The organism is Arthrobacter ginkgonis, from assembly GCF_039540195.1.
Taxonomy (GTDB): Bacteria; Actinomycetota; Actinomycetes; order Actinomycetales; family Micrococcaceae; genus Zafaria; species Zafaria ginkgonis.
Map to the genome: position 1 here is coordinate 1 of NZ_BAABEO010000045.1, position 17,865 is coordinate 17,865.

Annotated in this window: 22 protein-coding genes; all 22 read right to left on the minus strand. The window is 67.9% G+C overall.

Translation table 11 applies throughout. The features are described from left to right. Positions 1 to 273 (minus strand): hypothetical protein (locus ABD912_RS23240; protein WP_345154825.1); only part of this gene is annotated, 273 nt, incomplete at its 3' end. 3 nt (positions 274 to 276) lie between these two features. After that, positions 277 to 936, minus strand: a complete 660-nt coding sequence (locus tag ABD912_RS23245; protein ID WP_345154827.1) for a hypothetical protein — start codon at positions 934 to 936, stop codon at positions 277 to 279. Between the two features lie 49 nt (positions 937 to 985). Further along, entirely contained in the window at positions 986 to 2,164 is a 1,179-nt protein-coding gene (locus ABD912_RS23250) for a hypothetical protein (protein WP_345154828.1), read from the minus strand. Then, positions 2,164 to 3,297: a Gp37-like protein gene (locus tag ABD912_RS23255; protein ID WP_345154829.1), complete on the minus strand. Its 1,134-nt coding sequence runs from the start codon at positions 3,295 to 3,297 to the stop codon at positions 2,164 to 2,166. The genes ABD912_RS23250 and ABD912_RS23255 overlap by 1 nt, the downstream gene beginning before the upstream one ends. Then, entirely contained in the window at positions 3,294 to 4,295 is a 1,002-nt protein-coding gene (locus ABD912_RS23260) for a phage tail family protein (protein WP_345154831.1), read from the minus strand. Before ABD912_RS23260 ends, ABD912_RS23255 begins: the two co-directional genes overlap by 4 nt. A gap of 9 nt (positions 4,296 to 4,304) precedes the next feature. Next, complete coding sequence (locus tag ABD912_RS23265; RefSeq protein ID WP_345154832.1) at positions 4,305 to 6,623, minus strand: phage tail tape measure protein; 2,319 nt, start codon at positions 6,621 to 6,623, stop codon at positions 4,305 to 4,307. Between the two features lie 20 nt (positions 6,624 to 6,643). Next, positions 6,644 to 6,844 (minus strand): hypothetical protein, encoded by a 201-nt coding sequence (locus tag ABD912_RS23270; RefSeq protein WP_345154834.1) that lies wholly within the window; start codon positions 6,842 to 6,844, stop codon positions 6,644 to 6,646. 62 nt (positions 6,845 to 6,906) lie between these two features. Then, a complete protein-coding gene (locus ABD912_RS23275; RefSeq protein WP_345154835.1) occupies positions 6,907 to 7,359 on the minus strand; it encodes a DUF7426 family protein in 453 nt (150 codons plus the stop codon). Between the two features lie 87 nt (positions 7,360 to 7,446). Further along, a complete protein-coding gene (locus ABD912_RS23280; RefSeq protein WP_345154837.1) occupies positions 7,447 to 7,911 on the minus strand; it encodes a phage tail tube protein in 465 nt (154 codons plus the stop codon). A gap of 18 nt (positions 7,912 to 7,929) precedes the next feature. Beyond that, on the minus strand, positions 7,930 to 8,364 hold the full coding sequence (locus tag ABD912_RS23285; RefSeq protein ID WP_345154838.1) for a minor capsid protein: 435 nt from the start codon (positions 8,362 to 8,364) through the stop codon (positions 7,930 to 7,932). Next, positions 8,364 to 8,708 (minus strand): hypothetical protein, encoded by a 345-nt coding sequence (locus ABD912_RS23290; protein ID WP_345154839.1) that lies wholly within the window; start codon positions 8,706 to 8,708, stop codon positions 8,364 to 8,366. Before ABD912_RS23290 ends, ABD912_RS23285 begins: the two co-directional genes overlap by 1 nt. Then, positions 8,705 to 9,055 (minus strand): hypothetical protein, encoded by a 351-nt coding sequence (locus tag ABD912_RS23295; RefSeq protein ID WP_345154840.1) that lies wholly within the window; start codon positions 9,053 to 9,055, stop codon positions 8,705 to 8,707. Before ABD912_RS23295 ends, ABD912_RS23290 begins: the two co-directional genes overlap by 4 nt. After that, a complete protein-coding gene (locus ABD912_RS23300) occupies positions 9,052 to 9,477 on the minus strand; it encodes a hypothetical protein (protein ID WP_345154841.1) in 426 nt (141 codons plus the stop codon). The genes ABD912_RS23295 and ABD912_RS23300 overlap by 4 nt, the downstream gene beginning before the upstream one ends. A gap of 15 nt (positions 9,478 to 9,492) precedes the next feature. Then, positions 9,493 to 9,846, minus strand: a complete 354-nt coding sequence (locus ABD912_RS23305) for a hypothetical protein (RefSeq protein ID WP_345154842.1) — start codon at positions 9,844 to 9,846, stop codon at positions 9,493 to 9,495. Positions 9,847 to 9,924: 78 nt separating this feature from the next. Continuing rightward, a complete protein-coding gene (locus tag ABD912_RS23310; protein WP_345154844.1) occupies positions 9,925 to 10,926 on the minus strand; it encodes a major capsid protein in 1,002 nt (333 codons plus the stop codon). Positions 10,927 to 10,942: 16 nt separating this feature from the next. Next, positions 10,943 to 11,671 (minus strand): hypothetical protein, encoded by a 729-nt coding sequence (locus ABD912_RS23315; RefSeq protein WP_345154847.1) that lies wholly within the window; start codon positions 11,669 to 11,671, stop codon positions 10,943 to 10,945. A 138-nt stretch (positions 11,672 to 11,809) separates the two neighbouring features. After that, positions 11,810 to 12,901 (minus strand): phage minor capsid protein, encoded by a 1,092-nt coding sequence (locus ABD912_RS23320; RefSeq protein WP_345154848.1) that lies wholly within the window; start codon positions 12,899 to 12,901, stop codon positions 11,810 to 11,812. Between the two features lie 116 nt (positions 12,902 to 13,017). Next, positions 13,018 to 14,667, minus strand: a complete 1,650-nt coding sequence (locus ABD912_RS23325; protein ID WP_345154849.1) for a phage portal protein — start codon at positions 14,665 to 14,667, stop codon at positions 13,018 to 13,020. A gap of 9 nt (positions 14,668 to 14,676) precedes the next feature. Then, entirely contained in the window at positions 14,677 to 15,924 is a 1,248-nt protein-coding gene (locus ABD912_RS23330) for a PBSX family phage terminase large subunit (protein ID WP_345154851.1), read from the minus strand. After that, positions 15,887 to 16,438, minus strand: coding sequence for a hypothetical protein (locus ABD912_RS23335; RefSeq protein ID WP_345154852.1), 552 nt, complete (start codon positions 16,436 to 16,438; stop codon positions 15,887 to 15,889). The genes ABD912_RS23330 and ABD912_RS23335 overlap by 38 nt, the downstream gene beginning before the upstream one ends. A 473-nt stretch (positions 16,439 to 16,911) precedes the next feature. Then, positions 16,912 to 17,496: a DUF7341 domain-containing protein gene (locus ABD912_RS23340; protein WP_345154854.1), complete on the minus strand. Its 585-nt coding sequence runs from the start codon at positions 17,494 to 17,496 to the stop codon at positions 16,912 to 16,914. A 42-nt stretch (positions 17,497 to 17,538) separates the two neighbouring features. Continuing rightward, positions 17,539 to 17,865: hypothetical protein (locus ABD912_RS23345; protein WP_345154855.1), on the minus strand; the 327-nt coding region annotated here is incomplete at its 5' end.

The window sequence follows — 17,865 nt, forward strand, 5'->3', positions numbered from 1 at the left end:
CTTATGGGGACTCATCACGCCACCCATGAACGACACCTTCTCGGTGTTGTACGGGTGCGTGATGCTGTTCGTGATGCTCGATGTCGCGTTGACAGCCGAGGTCGTGAATGTTGGCACGGTTCCGGTGTAGGTCGGCAGGATCAGTGCGTCCAGTCCGGGTGCGGAGCGGGCCGCGAGCTTCGCGTTGCTGCCGTACAGCGCGTCCGACTCGGGGCGGCTAACTGCCTTGAAGGTGTCAAGGCGGCGGCCGGTGCTGTCCTTCATGTACGCCATGGCTTAGGCCTCCTCGAATGTGATGTCGTCGATGTCGCCCGTAGTGGTGTTGACGTGGATTGTCGTCACGGACCCGGCGGGGAGCGGGTTGCCATCCTGGTCCACGAACCGCACAAATGCGGCATTAAGTCGAGTCGACAGCCCGGACCCGGGGGTATCCAAGTCGGTCTCGACCGTCTGGCGGATCACGCTGCCGGCGGGGGTATCGACCAGCAGTGCGGCGGCCTGCGCGGCCTGAGCCGATGCGCTGGCCGCGTCCACTGCGGCGCCCAGCTGCGCCTGCACTGCCGCCACCGCCCCGCTGGCGGCAGTAGTCCCGGCCGATTCGGCAGCGACCCGGGACCCATCGGCCGCCTGGGCTGCCACTCCCGCGGAGTCCGCGGCGGCAGTAGCCACTTCCTTCAAGCCCTCATAGGAGGTCAAGAAGCCCGTCAGGCCGCCACCGATCCATGCCACCCGGTCCAGGTCGGCGATGAACGCAGGCGCGAACCCGTCAGCGTTCGTCGTGACAGGGTTAGCCAGCGGCAGGCCGGACGTGTCCGTGATGGTCAGCGGCGCCTGGGTGTTGTCGCCCGGGGCGAAGATCGTGATCGCGGCGTTGGCCGCCGCCTTGGACGGGTCGAAGGGGTCGATCGCGAAGATCGGGTCGAATGTGTAGGCCACGGCCTATGCCTCCAAGTCTTGGGTGTGCAGGGGGTAGGGGCGGGCCCGGTCAGCTGGTGACTGCCCACCAGGCCACCGTGGTGGTGGTGCCGGTTCGGCGGGCAACACTGATGAGGAAGCCGGTTTTGGTTCGGTCGTGCGCGGTGACCGCACCGATGAGTTCGGGGGCCTCCGAGAGGGCGCTAACGAAGACCACGGGGGTCTGGTCGAAGACTCCGGAGGGGATGTTGACGTTGATCGTGCCCTTATGGAAGCCATCCGATCCCGCGGATGAGCTCAGGGGGACACTGACGGTTCCGAACCGGGGGGTTGGCGCATTCGTTGAGCGCCCGATTTTTCCGTCACTGCCGATGTACATATTCGGGGCTTCGTCGTACGTCCGGGCACGGATGGCGTCCGAGTCCACGTACTTGCCGCGGGAGTCGCTGCCGACGAAGAGGACGATCCCGTCGCCTTCGCTCGTCAGGGCGTGGTGGCCGTGGTCCTGGATCTCGAAGTCCACGTAGCCCTTGGAAGCCGGGTGCGTGGCGGTGACCGGGTCCAGTATCCCGAAGCGGTGGTTCGAGTCACGGCGAACGAGCTTGCCGGCGGCGCCGGTCGAGGACGAGGAAGAGTCGGCGGCCATCGCCAGTTCGACCGGCTTGACCCACTCATTGGTGCCGTTTGCCCCGACCCGGTACAGCCACAGGACGCCGTTGATTTCCACGGATGCGCCGGTGGTGCTCAGGTAGGAGCGGACGAGGTCGTCGTTGGCGGTGCAGCCGCCGTTGCGGGCCCAGAGGCGCAGGTCGACGAACTCGGCGGGGACGCTCTGCCCCGGCTCGATGCGCAGCAGCCACAGCGGCTGATCGTCCAGGACGCCACCGTTGTTGTTGCGGGAGGGGAGGGCCTTGGCGGAGGTCCCCTGGATGACTTCGATGGTCGTGACGCCGATCGTCGGCTGCCAGTCGCGGCGCAGCACGACCAAGTCCCAGCGGGTGCTGGTCGCCGCATTGAGCTGCACAGTCTGTGCCGTGGGCATGATGTCGATAACGCCGGCGGTCCATGCGGTGCCGGCGGCCAGGCTGATCTGCAGGGCCTGGCCGGCCACGTTGGTGGCCTTGAACGCGCCGGGGGTGTTGACTCCGTACCTCGAGGAGGCGGAGTAGTCCATGATCTTGTGGAAGGCGGTCTCGTCGGCGGATCCGTCGTAACCGTAGCTGGCGGAGCCTGCGGGGAGTGCGACCATTAGCGGGCCTTCCTGTCTTTTTCGCCGGTGGCGAGCTTGCGAACCATGTTGATGAGGCGTCGGGCGGGGTTTTCGGGGTGGTCGCCGACGGTGGGGGTGGCGGTGTCGCCGTCCTTGTCCCAGGTGAGGGGGACTTCGCGGATGATGTCGGTGACTTCGAGGGCGCCGATTTTCACGGTGACGAGGTCGCCTTCGAGGACGCCGTCGGGCCCGTAGGTGAAGCTGTCGGACTCGAGGAGCGTGAGGGAGAACCCGGCTTTGGGGGCGCCTTCGGCGAGGGCTTCGGCGGCCCGTTCGGCGTAGACGTCGCCGGAGCTCGAATCGCGGGCGTCGACTAGCTGCTCGATGATGTCGCCGTACTCGGCTTCCCGGGCTGCGTCCTTGTACTGCTTGAAGGTGCGAGCGGTGCCTTCGCCTTGGCCGCCGACGACGGCCCGGGTGAGGGTGGGGATACTGAGGGTTCCGGACCCGTCGGCGAGGGTGCCGTTCTCCACGGAGAGGACGTGCGGGTAGACGCGGGGCTCGTAGACGTCGATGACGATCTTGTCGCCGACCTGCAGCACCGATACGCCGAGGCCTGCCTGTTCGACGGCGGGGAAGAGCCGGTCGTAGGGGGCGTGCATCCGGAAGGTGGACTTGATGGTGGCGCCGCGGCCTTCGTCGGTGGCGATCTGGAATTTCGCCGCGAAGGCCCCGCCGATGCGTGCCAGGTTCTCCGCGATGATGGTCTTCACGACGGTCTCGGCCGGCGCGGTGATGCTGCGGTATTCGACGTCCTGGTCGTTCACGGTGGCGCCGGTGACGGTGTGGTCCGCGACCGGGAAGGCAAGGATGTTCTTCAGGAGCCGGAAGTCGCCCTCCAGGGTGAAGGTGAGGACCCCGCCTTCCGCAAGGCCGGCGACGGACTGCAGCTTCACTGGGCCGGACATGACGGCCCGGCCGTGGCGGTAGGCGACCACCCGGGCGCCCGCGGCGGCGAGCTTCGGGGCGGCGTAGTGGTCCGCGTCCAGCTTGATCGTCAGGGTGGGAGTGTCGTTGAAGCAGGGCTTAGCCGAGACTTCCGCATCGCCCACGAACCCCTTGAAGCCGAGGGCCTTGTCATAGATGCGCAGCTGCCACGGCGACTGGTTCACCAGGCCCTCCTGTACTTCGGGACGATTTCGGCGGTGACCGTGCCCATGCCCGCCACTGCGAGGTTCAGGGGCCGCGCCTGGCCGGCGGGGATGGGTGCGAACACGGAGTCAGCTTCGATCTCGTGGGTGACGTCCGTTTCGCCGGTGATCAGGTAGGACCCCTGGTCGTCCTTGGCCCAGCCGTCCGGCTGCGTTTCGTCGGCGACGAGGGTGCCACGGAAGGCACGGGGGCCGACGCTCGGGTCGGTGAGGAGGCGAACCGCTTCGCCGCCCGGGACCGTCATGACCAGCGTCGCCGTATCGCTGCCGACACCGACGGTGAACCCAGTGAACGGTCCCGTGACGGTCCAGGCAGGGTAGGCGGGGACGTCTCCGGGATTGTCTATCGACGCCGTGCCCGTGTTGGATCCGGAACCGATGATGAACGGCGGCCCGAACCCTACCGAGCCTCCGAAGAAGTTCTGCTCCTCGGGCTCGGCCCACGTCCTCCGTCGCACGTCCCCGTAAAAGAGGGGGCGGTCGGCGAGCATGCGGATCCCGTAGTCCGCCCATCCCTGGCGGACGGGGTTGAGGTCGAAGCTGCCGGCCTCTTCGGCGTCGAAGCGGCAGTCGAGGTAGCGGCGGCCGGTGGCGGGCACGTCAACGGTCCACACGCCGGGCTGGTCGGGGTCCATGGTGCGCCAGAACGCGCCGTCCCGTTGCACGAACCCGACCGAGGACTTGTCGTGCCAGAGCCGGACCGGCCAGAACACTTCCCGGTCGACGATCCTGTGGCCTTTGTGGCGGGAGCCGGGGATGCCCGGGGAGACAGAGAATCGGCGCTCATGCTCCGGCGCCCCGAGCCCCCGGACCCCGCGGCGCAGGTAGAGTCCGGAGGCCCGGGTGGTGAGGTCCCAAATGGAGCCGTCCCAGCCGGTCCACGTCATCCCGATCCCCGCCCAGGGGGACGGTTCCGGGGCGGGCGGGATGTACGGTGCGGCGTAGACGATGCTCGCCATCGCGGCCTCCTAGATGTTTGCGGTGGTGAGCATGTCGTTGAACCGTGCCCGGTCCCGTGCCAGCACCTGCTCCGGGGTTTCTCCGGCGTATTGCAGGGTCGGCGCGTAGTTGATGGTCCGGGAGGCGGCGCCCGCTCCGGGGCCGGTGCTGGTGGTCGCGGACAGAGTGTAGGCGGTGGCGCCGGTGAGTTCGGGGTTGATGCCGCCGGCGATCAGCCCGGACACGTCCCCGAGGGTCTTGCCCAGGGCGGGCATGTCGTCAGCGATGCCCTTGCGCAGGCCCTGCATGATCCAGCCACCGGCCGGAACGAGGAGGGCGAGGTCGTAGGCCTTCGGGCCCTTGTTGTTCGCGATCCACTCGCCGATGCCGCCGACGAATCCCTTGACCTTCTCGAAGCCTGCGGTGAGGCCGTCAAGGAAGCCCTGCAGGATCTGCCCGCCGGCGTCCGTGAGGAGAGTCCCGAGGTTCCCGAGTCCGGAGAGGATCTTGCCCGGGATGCCACCGATGAACGTGACGACCTCACCGAACTTGGTTTCGGCTGCGGTCTTGACCTTCCCGAACCACTCGCCGACGGTCTTGCCGAGGTTGGCGAGGGCGTTCAGGCCGGAGAGGATCTTGCCGGGGATGCCGGTGATCCAGGAGACGATGCTGCCCCACACGGTGGTGACGGTCGTCTTGATCGCGTTCCAGATGCCGGTGAGGAAGGACTTCACGTTCTCCCCGGCGGTCCGGATGGCCGTGGTGATGTTCGACCAGACGCCCTTGATGACGGCGAGGATCAGATTCCAGGCGGTGCGCACGAAGAGGCCGATCGCCGTCCAGAGCCCGTTCCACCAGCCGCTGATGGCGGCGCCCATTCCCTGCAGCCAGCCGACGAACCCGGACCAGACGCCTTGGATCCAGCCGATGAAGCCGTTCCAGACGTCGGAGATCCATTGGCCGATGGCGGTCCAGAAGCCGTTCCACCAGGCGGCGAACGCGGCGCCGGCGGCGACCAGCCAAGCCGAGATGGTGTCCCAGTTGGCGACGATCAGCCAGATCGCGGCGATGAGCGCGATGATGGCGGCGATGATCCAGACCACGGGGAAGCCCCAGAGGGTGGCGTTCATGATCAGCTGGATGACGTTCCAGGCGGCGATCGCACCCTGCACCAGCCAGATGGCCGCGGCGAACCCGGCCAGCCCGAGGGCGAGCGGGGCGATGACCGGCGCGAACTGGGTGAGCATGTTCAGTACGGGGGTGATGTAGGGCAGGGAGTCCGCCATGACGTCGCTGAGGGCGGACTGGGCGGTCCGCTGGAAGGTCAGCAGGGCGGACCCGGTCCCGCCGTTCAGTTCGGCGCCCATGGCGGCCGCGGCGCCGGACACGTCCCCGAGCCCACCGTCCATGTTCGCGAGCTGGTCGATGAACTGGGGAATCTCCCCGGTGTTCAGGTCCTCGAGCGGGGTCCCGAACAGGGCGAGGGCGGCCTGCGACTGCGCTGCGGGGTCCTTCATCTCTTGGAGGCCCATGATGATCTTCGCGAACGCTGCGGAGCCCTCGTCGCCGCCGGCGAGGAGGGCCTTGGTCATCTCCTCCTGGTCCATGCCGAGCGCCTTGTAAGCTTCGCCGCTGGCCTTGGACATGTCCGTGGAGCGGATCGTGAATTCCTTGAGGGCGTCGCCGGTCTTGTCGATCCCGAAGGCGCCCTTCTGGGCGGAGTCCACGAGCATCGTCATGGCGGTTTCGCCGCTGATGCCGAGCTGGGAGAAGAAGGGCCCATACTCGTCAGTGGCATCCAGCAGGTCTTCGCGGATGTTCGCGGGGACCTTCTGCATGGCGACGGTGAGCAGGTCCGCGGCCTCGGCCCCGTCCTTGGCGAGCCCGGAGTGGATCATCTGCCCGGCGACCTGGGAGGCGCGGGCGACGTCGACCTCCATCGCGGTGGCGAGGTCCATCATCTTGGTCGTCATGGCGGCGACGTCCGCCTCGGAGGCTTCGCGCATCCCGGAGATGGAGGAGATGACGGCGCCGGTGGCGGTGGTGACGTCCTCCATGGAGCCGCCCATGCCCTTGGAGAACAGTTCGCCGGCCACGTTTCCGGCCTTTTCGGCGTCGGGCCCGGTGAGGCCGAGCCCGGCGTTCATCTTGCGGACGGCCCCGTCGGTTTCGACGGAGGACATGAGGCCGGCGCCCAGGGCGGCACCGGCTGCGAGCCCGGCGCCGGCGGCGGCCTTGTTCCAGTTGCCCTTGTTGCCGAGCTTGTCCATGGCTCCGGAGAGGCCTTTGTCGAAGGGTCCGGCGTCGAGGCCGAGGACTGCGGTGAGTTCGCCGACGTTGAGCGCCATGATGGGACCCCTCTATGTAGTTATCTGCGGCCCCTGCGTGCCGGGGCCTGCTGCTGCTTGGACGGGTAGAACTTCACGCGCAGCCGGGAGTGCTCGATCGCGAAGAGGCCGGTGATGCGGTGGGCGAGCCACCGCCACGACCGGGCGTCCAGGCACCCGTCAGCGGTGTCGATCCCGTAGAACTGGTGCAGGTCCAGTTCGATGAGCGGCCATTGGGCCATGACCTGCTCCCAGGTGAAGGTCTCGCCCTTGCCGTGCCCGGAGGGGTACTCGTACCACTCGCTTAGGCCCGTGGCTTCGTCGTAGTGGCCGCGCCCGTACGGGTCCGGGTCGCCGTTCGCCGCGCCGCCCTGTTCGGCGCTGGTGCTTTTCCCCCCGCGTTGAAGTACGCCTCCGCGGTTTCGGGGTCGCGGACGTAATGGATGATGTTCGTCATCGCGGCCAGCTTGAGCGCGGCGAAGGATGCACCGTCGTCGACCAGCTGGTCCCAGGCGGGGCCGAGGGCTTCGCGGTACATGCGGCGTTCGTCGGCGTCGGACAGGATCTCCATGTCCTCGGCCGCCAGTGCGGGTTCTGCGCCGGCCTGCTGCTGCTGTGCGACCTTGGCGGCGATGGTGAAGTAGTCGAGCATCTCGGCGCCGATGCGGGCGCTGATGGGCGGGAGCGTGTACTTCTTCCCGTTGATGGGCAGGGTGATGCCGGTGTCCGCTGACTCGCGGAATGCCTTGAAAGCCATGGGGTACCTTTCCGAGGTGCCGAGGGTGCCGAGGTGGTGCCCCTGCCGCCGCGCCCTCGGTAAACGCGGCGGCAGGGAGTGTGGGGGTTACGGGGAGACGGTGAACGGGATCAGCGCGCCGCGGCCGGTCAGGGTCAGGGCCGCGGTGGTCTGGTCCGTCTTCGGGCCGCCGTTGTCGTTCAGGTCGACGTTCGCGATGCCCTCTTTGCCGGCCTTCGGGGTGACGCCGCGCTGGGAGAAGCGCACGTGCACGAACCCGCCCTCGAGGATTTCCTCCGCCGCGGCCAGGAGGATCGCCTGCCCGGGGTCTTCGGCGAGGGTGGCGCGGGGGCGCTTCACGGTCGCCTCCGACGTCCAGCTGATGCCGGTGGCAATCTGGGAACCCCAGTGGGTGCCGTCGAACTCGGCGTCGTTCTCGAAGTTCTTCTCGCGCTGCGGCGGGGTGAACTCGGTGATGCCGCCGAGCGGGGTCCAGGTGGTGGGTGCGGTGCCGTCGGTGTAGGCGGCAACTTCGACGAGCCAGTCGCCGAGCACTCCTGCGGTGATGGTCATGGTGTTTCTCCTAGGGGGTTAGTCGCGGCGGTGGGTGCCGGTCCGGGTGAGCTCGAGGTAGTAGTTGTGGGTTTCCTCTTGCCGGTTGCTGCTGTCGGCACCGAGGCTGGCCGCGCTGTTGCGCCACACCCGGACGACCGGGATGCCGCCGAGGGTGACGGCTTGCAGGTCGTGGAGGGCATCGAAGATGGCGTCTCCGGTGTCCTTCACGTCGGCCCGGTTGTTCGCCCGGCCGCGGATCCGGAACTGGGCGCCCACGATCGAGTCCGTGTTGCCGGAGTCCGTGACCGGGTACAGGGTGAGCCCGACAGCCCGGTCCGGAGTGGTGGGCAACTGGTCCAGGTGCAGGCCGACCTCACTGGTCAGGTACGTCCCGGACGTCTTGTAGGCGATGGCCCCAGTCGCGCTCAGGTGTTGGCCGATGCCGTCGGCGAGGTTGCGGGTGAAGCCCATCAGAGGTCCTTCCGGATCGCGCCGGCGATGATGTCCCGGACGTTCTGCGCTTCGGCGTTGACGGCGTTCTCCAGCCACTTGGCGGTACGGCCGTCGTCGTGGCGCAGGCTCATGTCCTCGTGCTGCCGGACCGCATATGGGGTGTCGTAGCTGATGGCCGCCTGCAGCCCGCCCGGGTCCACGGTGGTGTATCCGGAGCGTTCGAGGGTGCCTTCCTCGATGGGGACGTTCTTGTTCGCTTCCCCGAGGGCATGCTCGGCGGCGAGGGTGAGCCCGCGGACGGCGGCCCCGTTGACGATGTCCCGGACGCGGGGGTTGATCTTGATACTCGCGCCCTGGGTCACGTGAGCCAGACTTCGATGTGGTCGGGCAGCTCGAGCGGGCCCGAGTCGGCCAGCCCGGCCTTGATGACCGTGGCGGTCCGGCTGGGCAGGTCCACGGTGGAGCCGGGCTTGAACAGCGACGCGTAGTAGGGCGGCGCGGTCAGGTTGGTTTCCGAGATGACCTCGGCGCCCTGCCCGTCCCGGACGAGCGTGCGGGTGTCGTCGATGAAGCACTTCACCCCGGCCGTGGGCGTGTAGTCGTCGCCCCACGCGCCCTGGCTGGTGAGCGTGTGGACGGTGACGGTGTGCACGTAGAAGTCGTCCAGCTCGGTCGGGTACGCGCCCGGGGCGCCGTAGACGATCGTCATCGCACACCTGCCGGGGTGAGGCCGGCGGTCGAGAGGATCCGCCACGCCTCACTGCAGAGGGTTTCCAGCGCGGCGACCCGGGCCGCCTTCGTGGCCGCGGCGTCGGCCGTGTCGTAGCTGACCGACGCGCCCTTGATCGACTTCGACGACGCGACCCGCTCCGCCTGGATGCCCAGCGCCCCAGCTGTAGGGTCGAGCCCGTTGGCCGCCCAGAACGCAGCCTGCGCGCAGACGGCTTCCCGGAATGCCGTGGCGGTGCCCGGCTCCGTGGCGTAGCCGTCCGTGTCGTGCGCGTAGATCGCCGTCAGGGTGTCGCGTTCGACGAGGGAGGATGCCGAGCGCAGGAGGCCCGCCGCGTTGGCCGGCGGTGCCGCGCCCGTCCATTCCTGGAGGTCGGCGGCGGTTGCGTAGTTGCGTGCCACAGCGGGCCTCCTTTGCTACTCGGCGTCGATGTTGGCGACGGCGGCCTTGAGTTCGTCGCGGGACAGCTCGGCGGCTGCCTCCGGGGCGATGCCGCGGGCGACGGCGTAGGCGCGCCAGTCGTCGGTGGAACCGTTGCCCGCTGGCGCCTCGGGGGTGCCTTCGGGGTCGGCCGGTACCTTCGGGTCTTCGGGATCGGCCGGCGCCTTGGGCGCCTCCGGTTCCTTGGGCTCCGGCTCGGTCACGGTGTAGCCATGGCGGCGGAAGTAGTTCAGCGCGCCCTCATGCTCAGACTCGGCTGCGCCGTCCTTGAAGTGGACGCCGATCACGACACCCGTGAAGTCGGCGACAGGGGATTCGATGGTGGCCATGCTGGCTCCTAAGACGTTGGGAACCACCGGAGCCCCCACCCAGAGGGGCAGGGGCTCCAGCGGAAGGGGTGGTCCGGGCTAGCGGACCTTGATGTTGCGGAAGACGGCCGCGGCCTTCGTGGTCTTGAGGGCCACGGCGACCGGGCCCAGCTCGACCTCGCCCTTCTTGACCGCGCCGGCGGTGGTGAAGTCCGGCAGCCAGGTCTGCACGAGCTGGCCACCGATGGTGGACACGCCGTGGAAGCCGTTCAGGCCCACGCGGTAGGCGTAGAGGTCGGTCAGATTGGTCGTGGAAACACCAACGGTGCGGGTCTCGGTCGGGATGATCAGGTTGGACGAGCCAGCCTGCTCCCCGGCGTCGACCAGCAGGATGTTGCCGTACTGCTCGCGGACGATCGGACGGCCGTGCTCGTCCGTCAGGTCCTCCACCGGGGACTTTACGTACTGGTTGGCGCGGCGCACGGCGGCGCGCACGCGGGCCAGCACGTCCTTGTTGCCGACCAGCACGGTCGCGGCGCCGTCGAGCAGCGCCAGGAACTCGTCCAGGGCGTCCAGCGCCTTGTGCTCGGCGCGGGCGTTGGTGTCGAAGTCCGACCAGTCCGTGACGGACGTGGCGCGGAACTCGGTGGCGGAGCCGGTGAGGGCCTTGTCGAGGCCGTCGAAGCCGTTCGCGTCCACGGCGGTGTCGCCGTTGATGACCAGGTCCTGGAACTTGGTCCGGGTGGACTTGATCTTCTCGGACAGGTTCAGGGCCACGTTCGCGGAAGCGGTCGGGCCGATCTTCGCGGTGACGCGGTCCACCTCGAACGAGCCACCCATGACGGCCAGCGTCACGGACTTCTTCTCCGTGGTGACGTTCTGCGCGGTGTACTCGGTGTTGATGGCACGGGTGGCCGCGGTCGCCTGGGTGACCTGACGGCGGTAGCCGTAGTCGAGGGTCGCGCCGCCACCGGCCGGGTTGACGACGTCATCGAAGATGAGGCTGTCGAGGATCGCGGATTCCTTGCGGAACTCGTCGATGACGGCGGGACTGTAGTCCTCTACAGCGTTGTTCTTGGACTCGGACAGGGAAACTGCCACGGTGTGCTCCTAATGCTTATGCGCCGTAGTGGGCGCTGACTGCGGAAGTGAGGGACTTGGACTGCTTGCGCGCCTCGCCGGACCCGCCGGAGATGTCAGCGCCGCTCTTGCTGGCCGCCAGGGCCGTCTTGAGCTTGGGGTTGCTGTTGACCGCTTCCTTGATCGCCTTCTCAATGTCGGCGGTCTTGGAGGGGTCGAGGTCCGCGATCTTCGCCAGGAAGGCGCGGGAGTCGAGGAGGGCATCCGCGTCGGCGGAGTGCTTGCCGGCGAGCCGGTAGACGGCGAGTTCGGTCTTGGCTTGCCGGGTTTCGGTGTCGCGTTCGGCGAGGGCCTTGGCGAGCTGGTCGGCGTCGGGCTTCTCGTCGCCCTTGGCGTCGGGGTTGAGGGCCTTCTGGATCGCGGAGAGCGTCTTGCCAGCCACGCGCTCGTCACCGGCTTCCTTGCGGAGGTCGGCGATGATCTTCTGCGCGGCCGCGGGCAGGGATTCAACCTTGCCGTCCCATTCGGCCTGCTGGTCGCCTGCGGGCTTCTCGCCGTCCTGCTGGGCCCCGGCTCCGGCGGCGGCCTGATCGCCGCCCGTGCCGCCTTCTGCGCCCTGCTGGTCGCCCGCTCCGCTGTCGCCCGCGTCGCCAGCGCCGAGCTGCATGACGGCGTCGCCGAACTGGGCGCGGCGGTAGGCAAAGAGTGCTTCGAGGCCGCCCGGGGCGTACAGGTCGATGCCGTGGATCAGGCGAGGCTTGTTCATGGTGTTCTCCCGAGGTGTTTGGTGCATGAGAAAAGCCGCCCCGATTCGGGAACGGCTTGGAGGTAATGGGGTTGGGCGATGATCTACTGGTCACTCTTTTACACCCGAGAGGTCTCCTCCCCTGGGGCCCAACGAGGTCTAGCGGGCGCGCAGGTTGGTCCGGTAACCAAGGTCCTTGCGGTCGTTGGCGTCCCGCCAATCCTTGAACTCGGCCTGCAGCGAGGTGAGCTTCTGGCGTTCCTGGCGGTAACCGTCGCTTTGCTTGCCGCCGATCTGCTCGGCGATGATCAGCTTTCGCTTGCCCTCACGGACGGCCCGCTCGTACCCGCGCTGCTGGTCCCGGAGCTCCTGGCCCGCGGGATCGGCGGTGTCCCTGCCCGGGCCTTTGGTGATGCCGGGCAGGTAGATGGAGAGAGAGTGCCGGCAGTTGTTGTGGAACAGCCCGTCGCCCTTGGCTTCGGCGAGGGAACCCTTGACCACGCGGCCGTCCTTCAACGTGCCGCGGGTATGGCCGCTGATGGACAGGACCCGGCCTTCCCAGGGGCGGCAGATTTTGCACTCCTCGGGGGCGTCCGAAACGATCATCGTGTCGACGCCGAGGTCGTACATCTTGTCCACGTGCCCTTGCAGCGAGGCGTTCATGCTGGCGGTGCGGACAGCCTGCTCGGCGTAGGCGCCCATCTCCCAGCGGCGCCCCGACTTGTCCACGAAACCTGTGATGCCCTGCTTAGCAAGACGGTTGAGGACCATCCGGGAGGCTTCACGGCGGGTGAGGACGCCGGTGGTGACCTGCGCGGCGGTCTGGGTGACGACCTGCTGGTACAGGTCCGCTATGGCCCGTTTGATCTGGAACCGCATCGGGTCCAGCCTGCCGACAACGTCCTGGGTGATCGCGGCGACGGCCCCGGTGTTGGGGGTCCCGTCGAAAGCGCCGAACGCCATGCCAGCCGAGGTCAGGTCCGTGCCGGCGGTGGCCACGCCCCGGTTGTAGGCCATGGCCACTGCCCGCGCAGCGGCGCCAGGGACGCCCCTAGCAAGGTCCTCCAGCACGCCATCGAGAGAGCGGAGCATGACCTGAGTGGCGAGAAGCTTCTGCTCCGCCCACTCCGGCTTGTCCACACCCTTGGCGAGGGCCGCGGCGAGCTTCTGCAGCAGCAGCGCTTCCGCCTCCGCAAACAGTTCCCGCATGTCCTTGGCGAGGATCGCGGCATCATCAGGGCGTATCGCCATGCGCCCCCCTAATGAGTGGCGGATGGGTCGGGCAGAGCAGGTCGGGCCCGGTCCGCTCGATCATCGTCTCCGGGTCGCAGAGCTCGGTGACTTCCTCCCAGTCGCAGGTGCAGGCGTCAGGCTTCGCCGTCTCCGGTATCGCCATCTTCGCCCCCTCCGAACTGGCCGGACAGGCCGGCCCCGTCCACGCCTAGGGTATCCGGGTCCGCCAACGGTTCCAGCTGGTTTTCAGCCTTGATCCGTTCGACTTCCTCGCCGATCCACGTCTCGTCCTTGTCCGGGTTGACGAGCCTGACCCGGGTTTCGATGGACGCGGCGACGGCGGCGGAGAGCAGTTGCGCGGTGCGGGCCAACGCCTCGACGTCGGGCTGGACGCCGTCGGCGAGTTCCACGTCCACCGGGAGGGACGTGTCCACGCCGGAGCGGAACACGGCCGCGTCGATGGCCAGGAGCTTCTTCACGAGGTCCATCAGGACCGGCTCGACCACGCGGCCCTTGCGGCCCTGGGAGAGGGCGGAGCGGCGGTCCTTGGACCAGACCTCCGTGGCGGTCGCCGCGACGGAGGACCCTTCGCCGAAGGTCTGGGCGGAGTAGCCGGCCGAGCGGATCAGCTGCGCCCACAGGATGCCGATGGTCTGCTCGTGCTCCTGCACACGGATGCTGAACTGGACCTTCTCGATGGCCAGCTTGGAATCCGCTGCGGATCCGGGTGCCGCGTTGATCGGGGAGTAGACCTCGTCCTGGGCGAACGATGCGCCTTCGCCGGCGCCGTTGCTGTCCAGCATGCCGCGGGGCACGATGATCATCGACTTGCCAAGGCGCACGTCGCGCATGAGCGAGGTGTAGGCCTCGTCGATGGCGTCCATGAGCGGTTCGATGCCGTCGAGGTCGGAGCGTCCCAAGTGCTTCCCGAGCGGGTGTTTGCGCCAGCGCCGGTTGGGGGTGGAGTTCTCCCAGTGGAACACGTCCAGGCCGGGGGAGAGGGTGCTGATCTTGCTCTCCTCGTCGACCTCAGTCGCGAGGTCGGCGGTGGCCGGGTGCTCGGTGAGGGGGACGGCGCGGCCGAGGTTGGAGTCGGTGCCCTCGTAGAGTCCGTGGAAGATCACGCCGACGCCGAGGTTGTCGAGCTCGTGGCGCTCGAGGTGCCGGATCACGGTCTGGCCGTTGCGGCCCACGACGCTCCAGAAGGTGATGGCCACGAGCCGGCCCCACCGGAATTCGGGCCATGCGGCGTCGTAGTCGACCACGGTGACGAACGCGTGCTGGGCGACGCTGGTGTCCCACATGGCGCGCAGATACACGCCCCCGAGCGCGGCAGCCGTTTCGGCGCCGGACGCGAGAGCCTTGTGCAGGGCGGGCCCGGTGATCTCTTCGAGCCGTTCCCGGGTGCGGGCGACGTTCTCTGGCTCCGGGGCGGGCTTGCCGTCCTGACCAACGACCACAGGCACGTCGAGGCGGATGGTCGGCGGCTCGGAGAACAGGAGGTCCGCGGAGGCCTGGCAGAGGTCGGCGGCGACGGGAACGTGCAGCTTCCGCTCGGCCGGCTTGGTCAGATCGCGGCGCTTCTCGCCCCAGAAGAACCGAACAACGGCCTTCGCGGCGCGGCGGGCGAGCCCGTCGCGGGTGGCATCGGCGTCAGCGCTGGTGTAGACGTCGGTGAGGGCATCGGTGTCGCTGGAGTACCAGGCGGACCATTCGTCCCACTTGGCGCGCATCTGGTCGAGCTCGGCGGGCGGCCATGCCGTTTGGTTTGCCGGGAGCGGCATGGGGCCTCCTTAGGCTGCGAGGTCGACGAGGGCTCGCCAGTTGGTTTCGGTGGTGGTGATCGCGTAGCGGCCGGCGTCGAGGGAGTGGTCAGCGACCTTGAGCGGCTTGTCATCGCCGAGCTCGGTGGCCTTCGGGTCCCAGGAGTACGACGGCGCCTCTTCGATGAAGCCGTGGCAGCGGTCCGCGATGACGAGCTTCCCCGCGGAGAGCAGAGACGCCGTCGTGCGGATGCCGTAGAGGACGTTGTTGTCGCCGTTGATGACGTTCGTGATGCCGTCCGCGGATAGCTGGACCTTGAACGATGCGGCGGCGGGGTCGACGATCGTCCACTCGGGGCGGAGCTGCCGGTCCCCGGGCAGGTGGTCTTCGGCCAGCCAGGCGCGGATGCGTCCGCTGATCTGGTCGTCGGTGAGGCGCAGCTGGGATTGCTTGGCGTCGTACCGCCATTCGTCCACAAGGTAGAGCCGGTTATCCACACCGAGGCCGAGCATCATGGCGCTGGTGGCGTTGGTGGTGCCGTAGTCGATGCCCACGCCGAGGAGGCGGGTCATGGCCGGCAGATCGGCCCAGGGGATGGTGTGGCGCTTGGGGTCCCACATGTCGTAGACGGCACCCTCGGCGGCGACCCATTCGCCCAGGATGAAGCGCCGGTACCAGAGGCCGGTGAACTCGGCCTTGATCGCGGCAATGTAGTCGGGCTCAAGGCTGGGGTTGTCGTCGATGGTGAAGGACCAGCGCGCCCAGTCGCCCAAGCCGCGGCCGATGCGGTCGAGGAACTTCCGCTTGAGCCAGTGGGCCGGGCTGTCGGGGTTGGTGGTGCCGAACAGTTGCGCGCCCCGGACGGACATGCGGCCGAGGAGCTGGGTGAAGAACTCTTCGGGGATCGTGGTGACCTCGTCGACCAGGGCGCCGGCGACGGTCATGCCGCGCAGCACCCGCTCCGCCTTCGCGTCGGAGGCGCCCATGACGTGCACGGTGCGGCCGAGGATCTTCACGGTCGGCGCCCCGTAGTTCCCGATGACCTGGTCTGCGAGGGCCCCGAACAGGTCGGGGTTCTGCATGGGGGCGACCATGTTCCGCCACACGCTGTCTCGGGTGCGGCCGATCATCAGGAGCTCCCCGCCGCGGGGCGCCTTGGCGACGAAGAGGAACCAGCGGAGGATCGCGATGATCGTCTTGCCGGAGCGGATCGCGCCTTCAAGGATGTTGACGCGCCGGTTACTGGTCTTCAGGAAGTGCAGCTGCCTCGGGCTCACTGCCGCCAAGGTCGAGGTCGGCAAGCGGGACCCCCTGGAGTTGTTCGGCGAGGCGGTCAAGCATGGACAGGGCTTGTCCGGCGCCGTTATCGGTGTCGATCTTTTCGAGGGCGACGGCCTTGTCCAGCGAGATGCCGACGGACGTGAGTTCGTTGCGGCGGTCGCCGGGCGGGATGAAGTCCAGGACCGTTTCGATGTCGACGCCCTTTTCGCCCTTGACCATGGTCTTGTACCGGGTGGGCTGTTCGAGGCGGTCGAGGACGGCTTCGGCCTGGGCGTACAGCCGGCCGATGATCGTGGCGCGGCGGGCCTTGTTGTCAATCTGCTTGGCCTGCGTGGCGGCGGCGACCTCAGCGCCGCGGGCGAAGGTTAGGCCGGCGTCGGCGACGGTGTCGGAGATGAACCGTGCGGAGTACCCGGTTTCGCGCATGATCGCGTTGCGGGTGACGCCTTTGGCGTGGAGGTCGAGGACGTGAGTGCGCTCGGTGTCGGTGTAGGTGCGTCGTGGCGCCACATTGAACCGCCTCCCGTCAGGGGTTGTTGGACGGCGGGTGCTCGCCCCGCGCTTCGTTGGTGGTGGGCCGGGGGCCCCGCCGTCTCGTGGGCTGTGCGGTCGCGAACCGCCGCGGTCTTGCTCCGCAGCCCGTGCGCCCGGCCTCATTGGGGGAAGGCCGGCGCTATTCAGTTGTGGTCCACCAGGGGGATGGTGGTTTGTTTCCCGGCAGGCCGGCACCAGTCCGAAGGAGTTGGTCTGGTTGGGTTGCTCGCCTTCGTTCCACCACTGGCCCCAGCAGAACAGGATGGTGGTGACGTTGACCGGGAAAAGGGAAACCCACCCGGGGAGGTTTCAAGAGCGAACAAGACGCCTCAACCCGGGTGGGTGGTCTAAGTGGTTAGTTTAGTGACACTACTCCCTAACCACGACTCAGCGTACTGTACGGACGCATCAATACGCAACATGATGAGACAAGACACGTCAAGAATCTTTCAGGCACACCTAAGAGCGCCGACAAACCAAGTAATTTCCTCCCCGCGCCACTCAGCCCCACAAGCTCCGCAGGCTGCGTCCCATTCGGCCGGCGGCAGGGTTTCCTCGTCTTCCCCCCAGCAGTTCAGGGTGAGAGTAGGGGTCCGTTCCTCGCCGTGGTACTTCACCCCGCACGCCGGGCACGGCTGGTGCAGGCGCCGGCGCGGCTTTCGCGGGCGCAGGTACCGGTCGATGCTGGTCGCCCACTCTCCAGTGACCCGTGCCAGGTAGTCGACCCACTCCGGGTGCGTGACGGTCGCGAACCGTTGGATGACTTGCTCCAAGGTGCCGTGCTGCGTCTCGAAGAGTTCCTGGTGTTCGGCGCGGGCGCTGCGCTCGATGTCCTGCAGAAGGGACACGGCGCCGACGTCCACGGGCAGCCGGGCCCCGTCGCTGGATCCTGCTGCCCCGCCCCCAGCGTCGGGCTTCACCGCACCCCGCAACTGCTCGAGCAGTGATGGCCGCTCCACCGGCGCCCCGTCCGGGCCCGTCGCCAGGTGAGTGCGGGTCAGCTGGTGCACGTGCTGGGCAAGGATGCTGGTCAAATTGTCGCCTTTCCGGTTGTGGTGCTGATGTGGCCGCCCGGGTCAGTCACGCGGGATCACGCCGAAGGACTGATCTGTGAGTATCAACATGGTTGATCCCCTTTCAGGCGTGCTTGAGCCCAGGCTTAGATACGGCCGCATCCGTTCTCTCAGCATCTCGGCCTCCTGGTGAAGGGCACCTAGATCAACCTCGTGCCCACAATTCACGAATTTCTTCTCCGAGGCCACGTACAGGCGGATGGGGTAGACCGCGACCTGGGAAGGGGTTGGTGGGGCCACGCCGAGGATGGCCTCTGGCACGCTGATGATGTCCTCCGGGTAACCAATGGCCAGGAGGTTGGGCACCAGTATCGGGTAGAGGGCAGGATT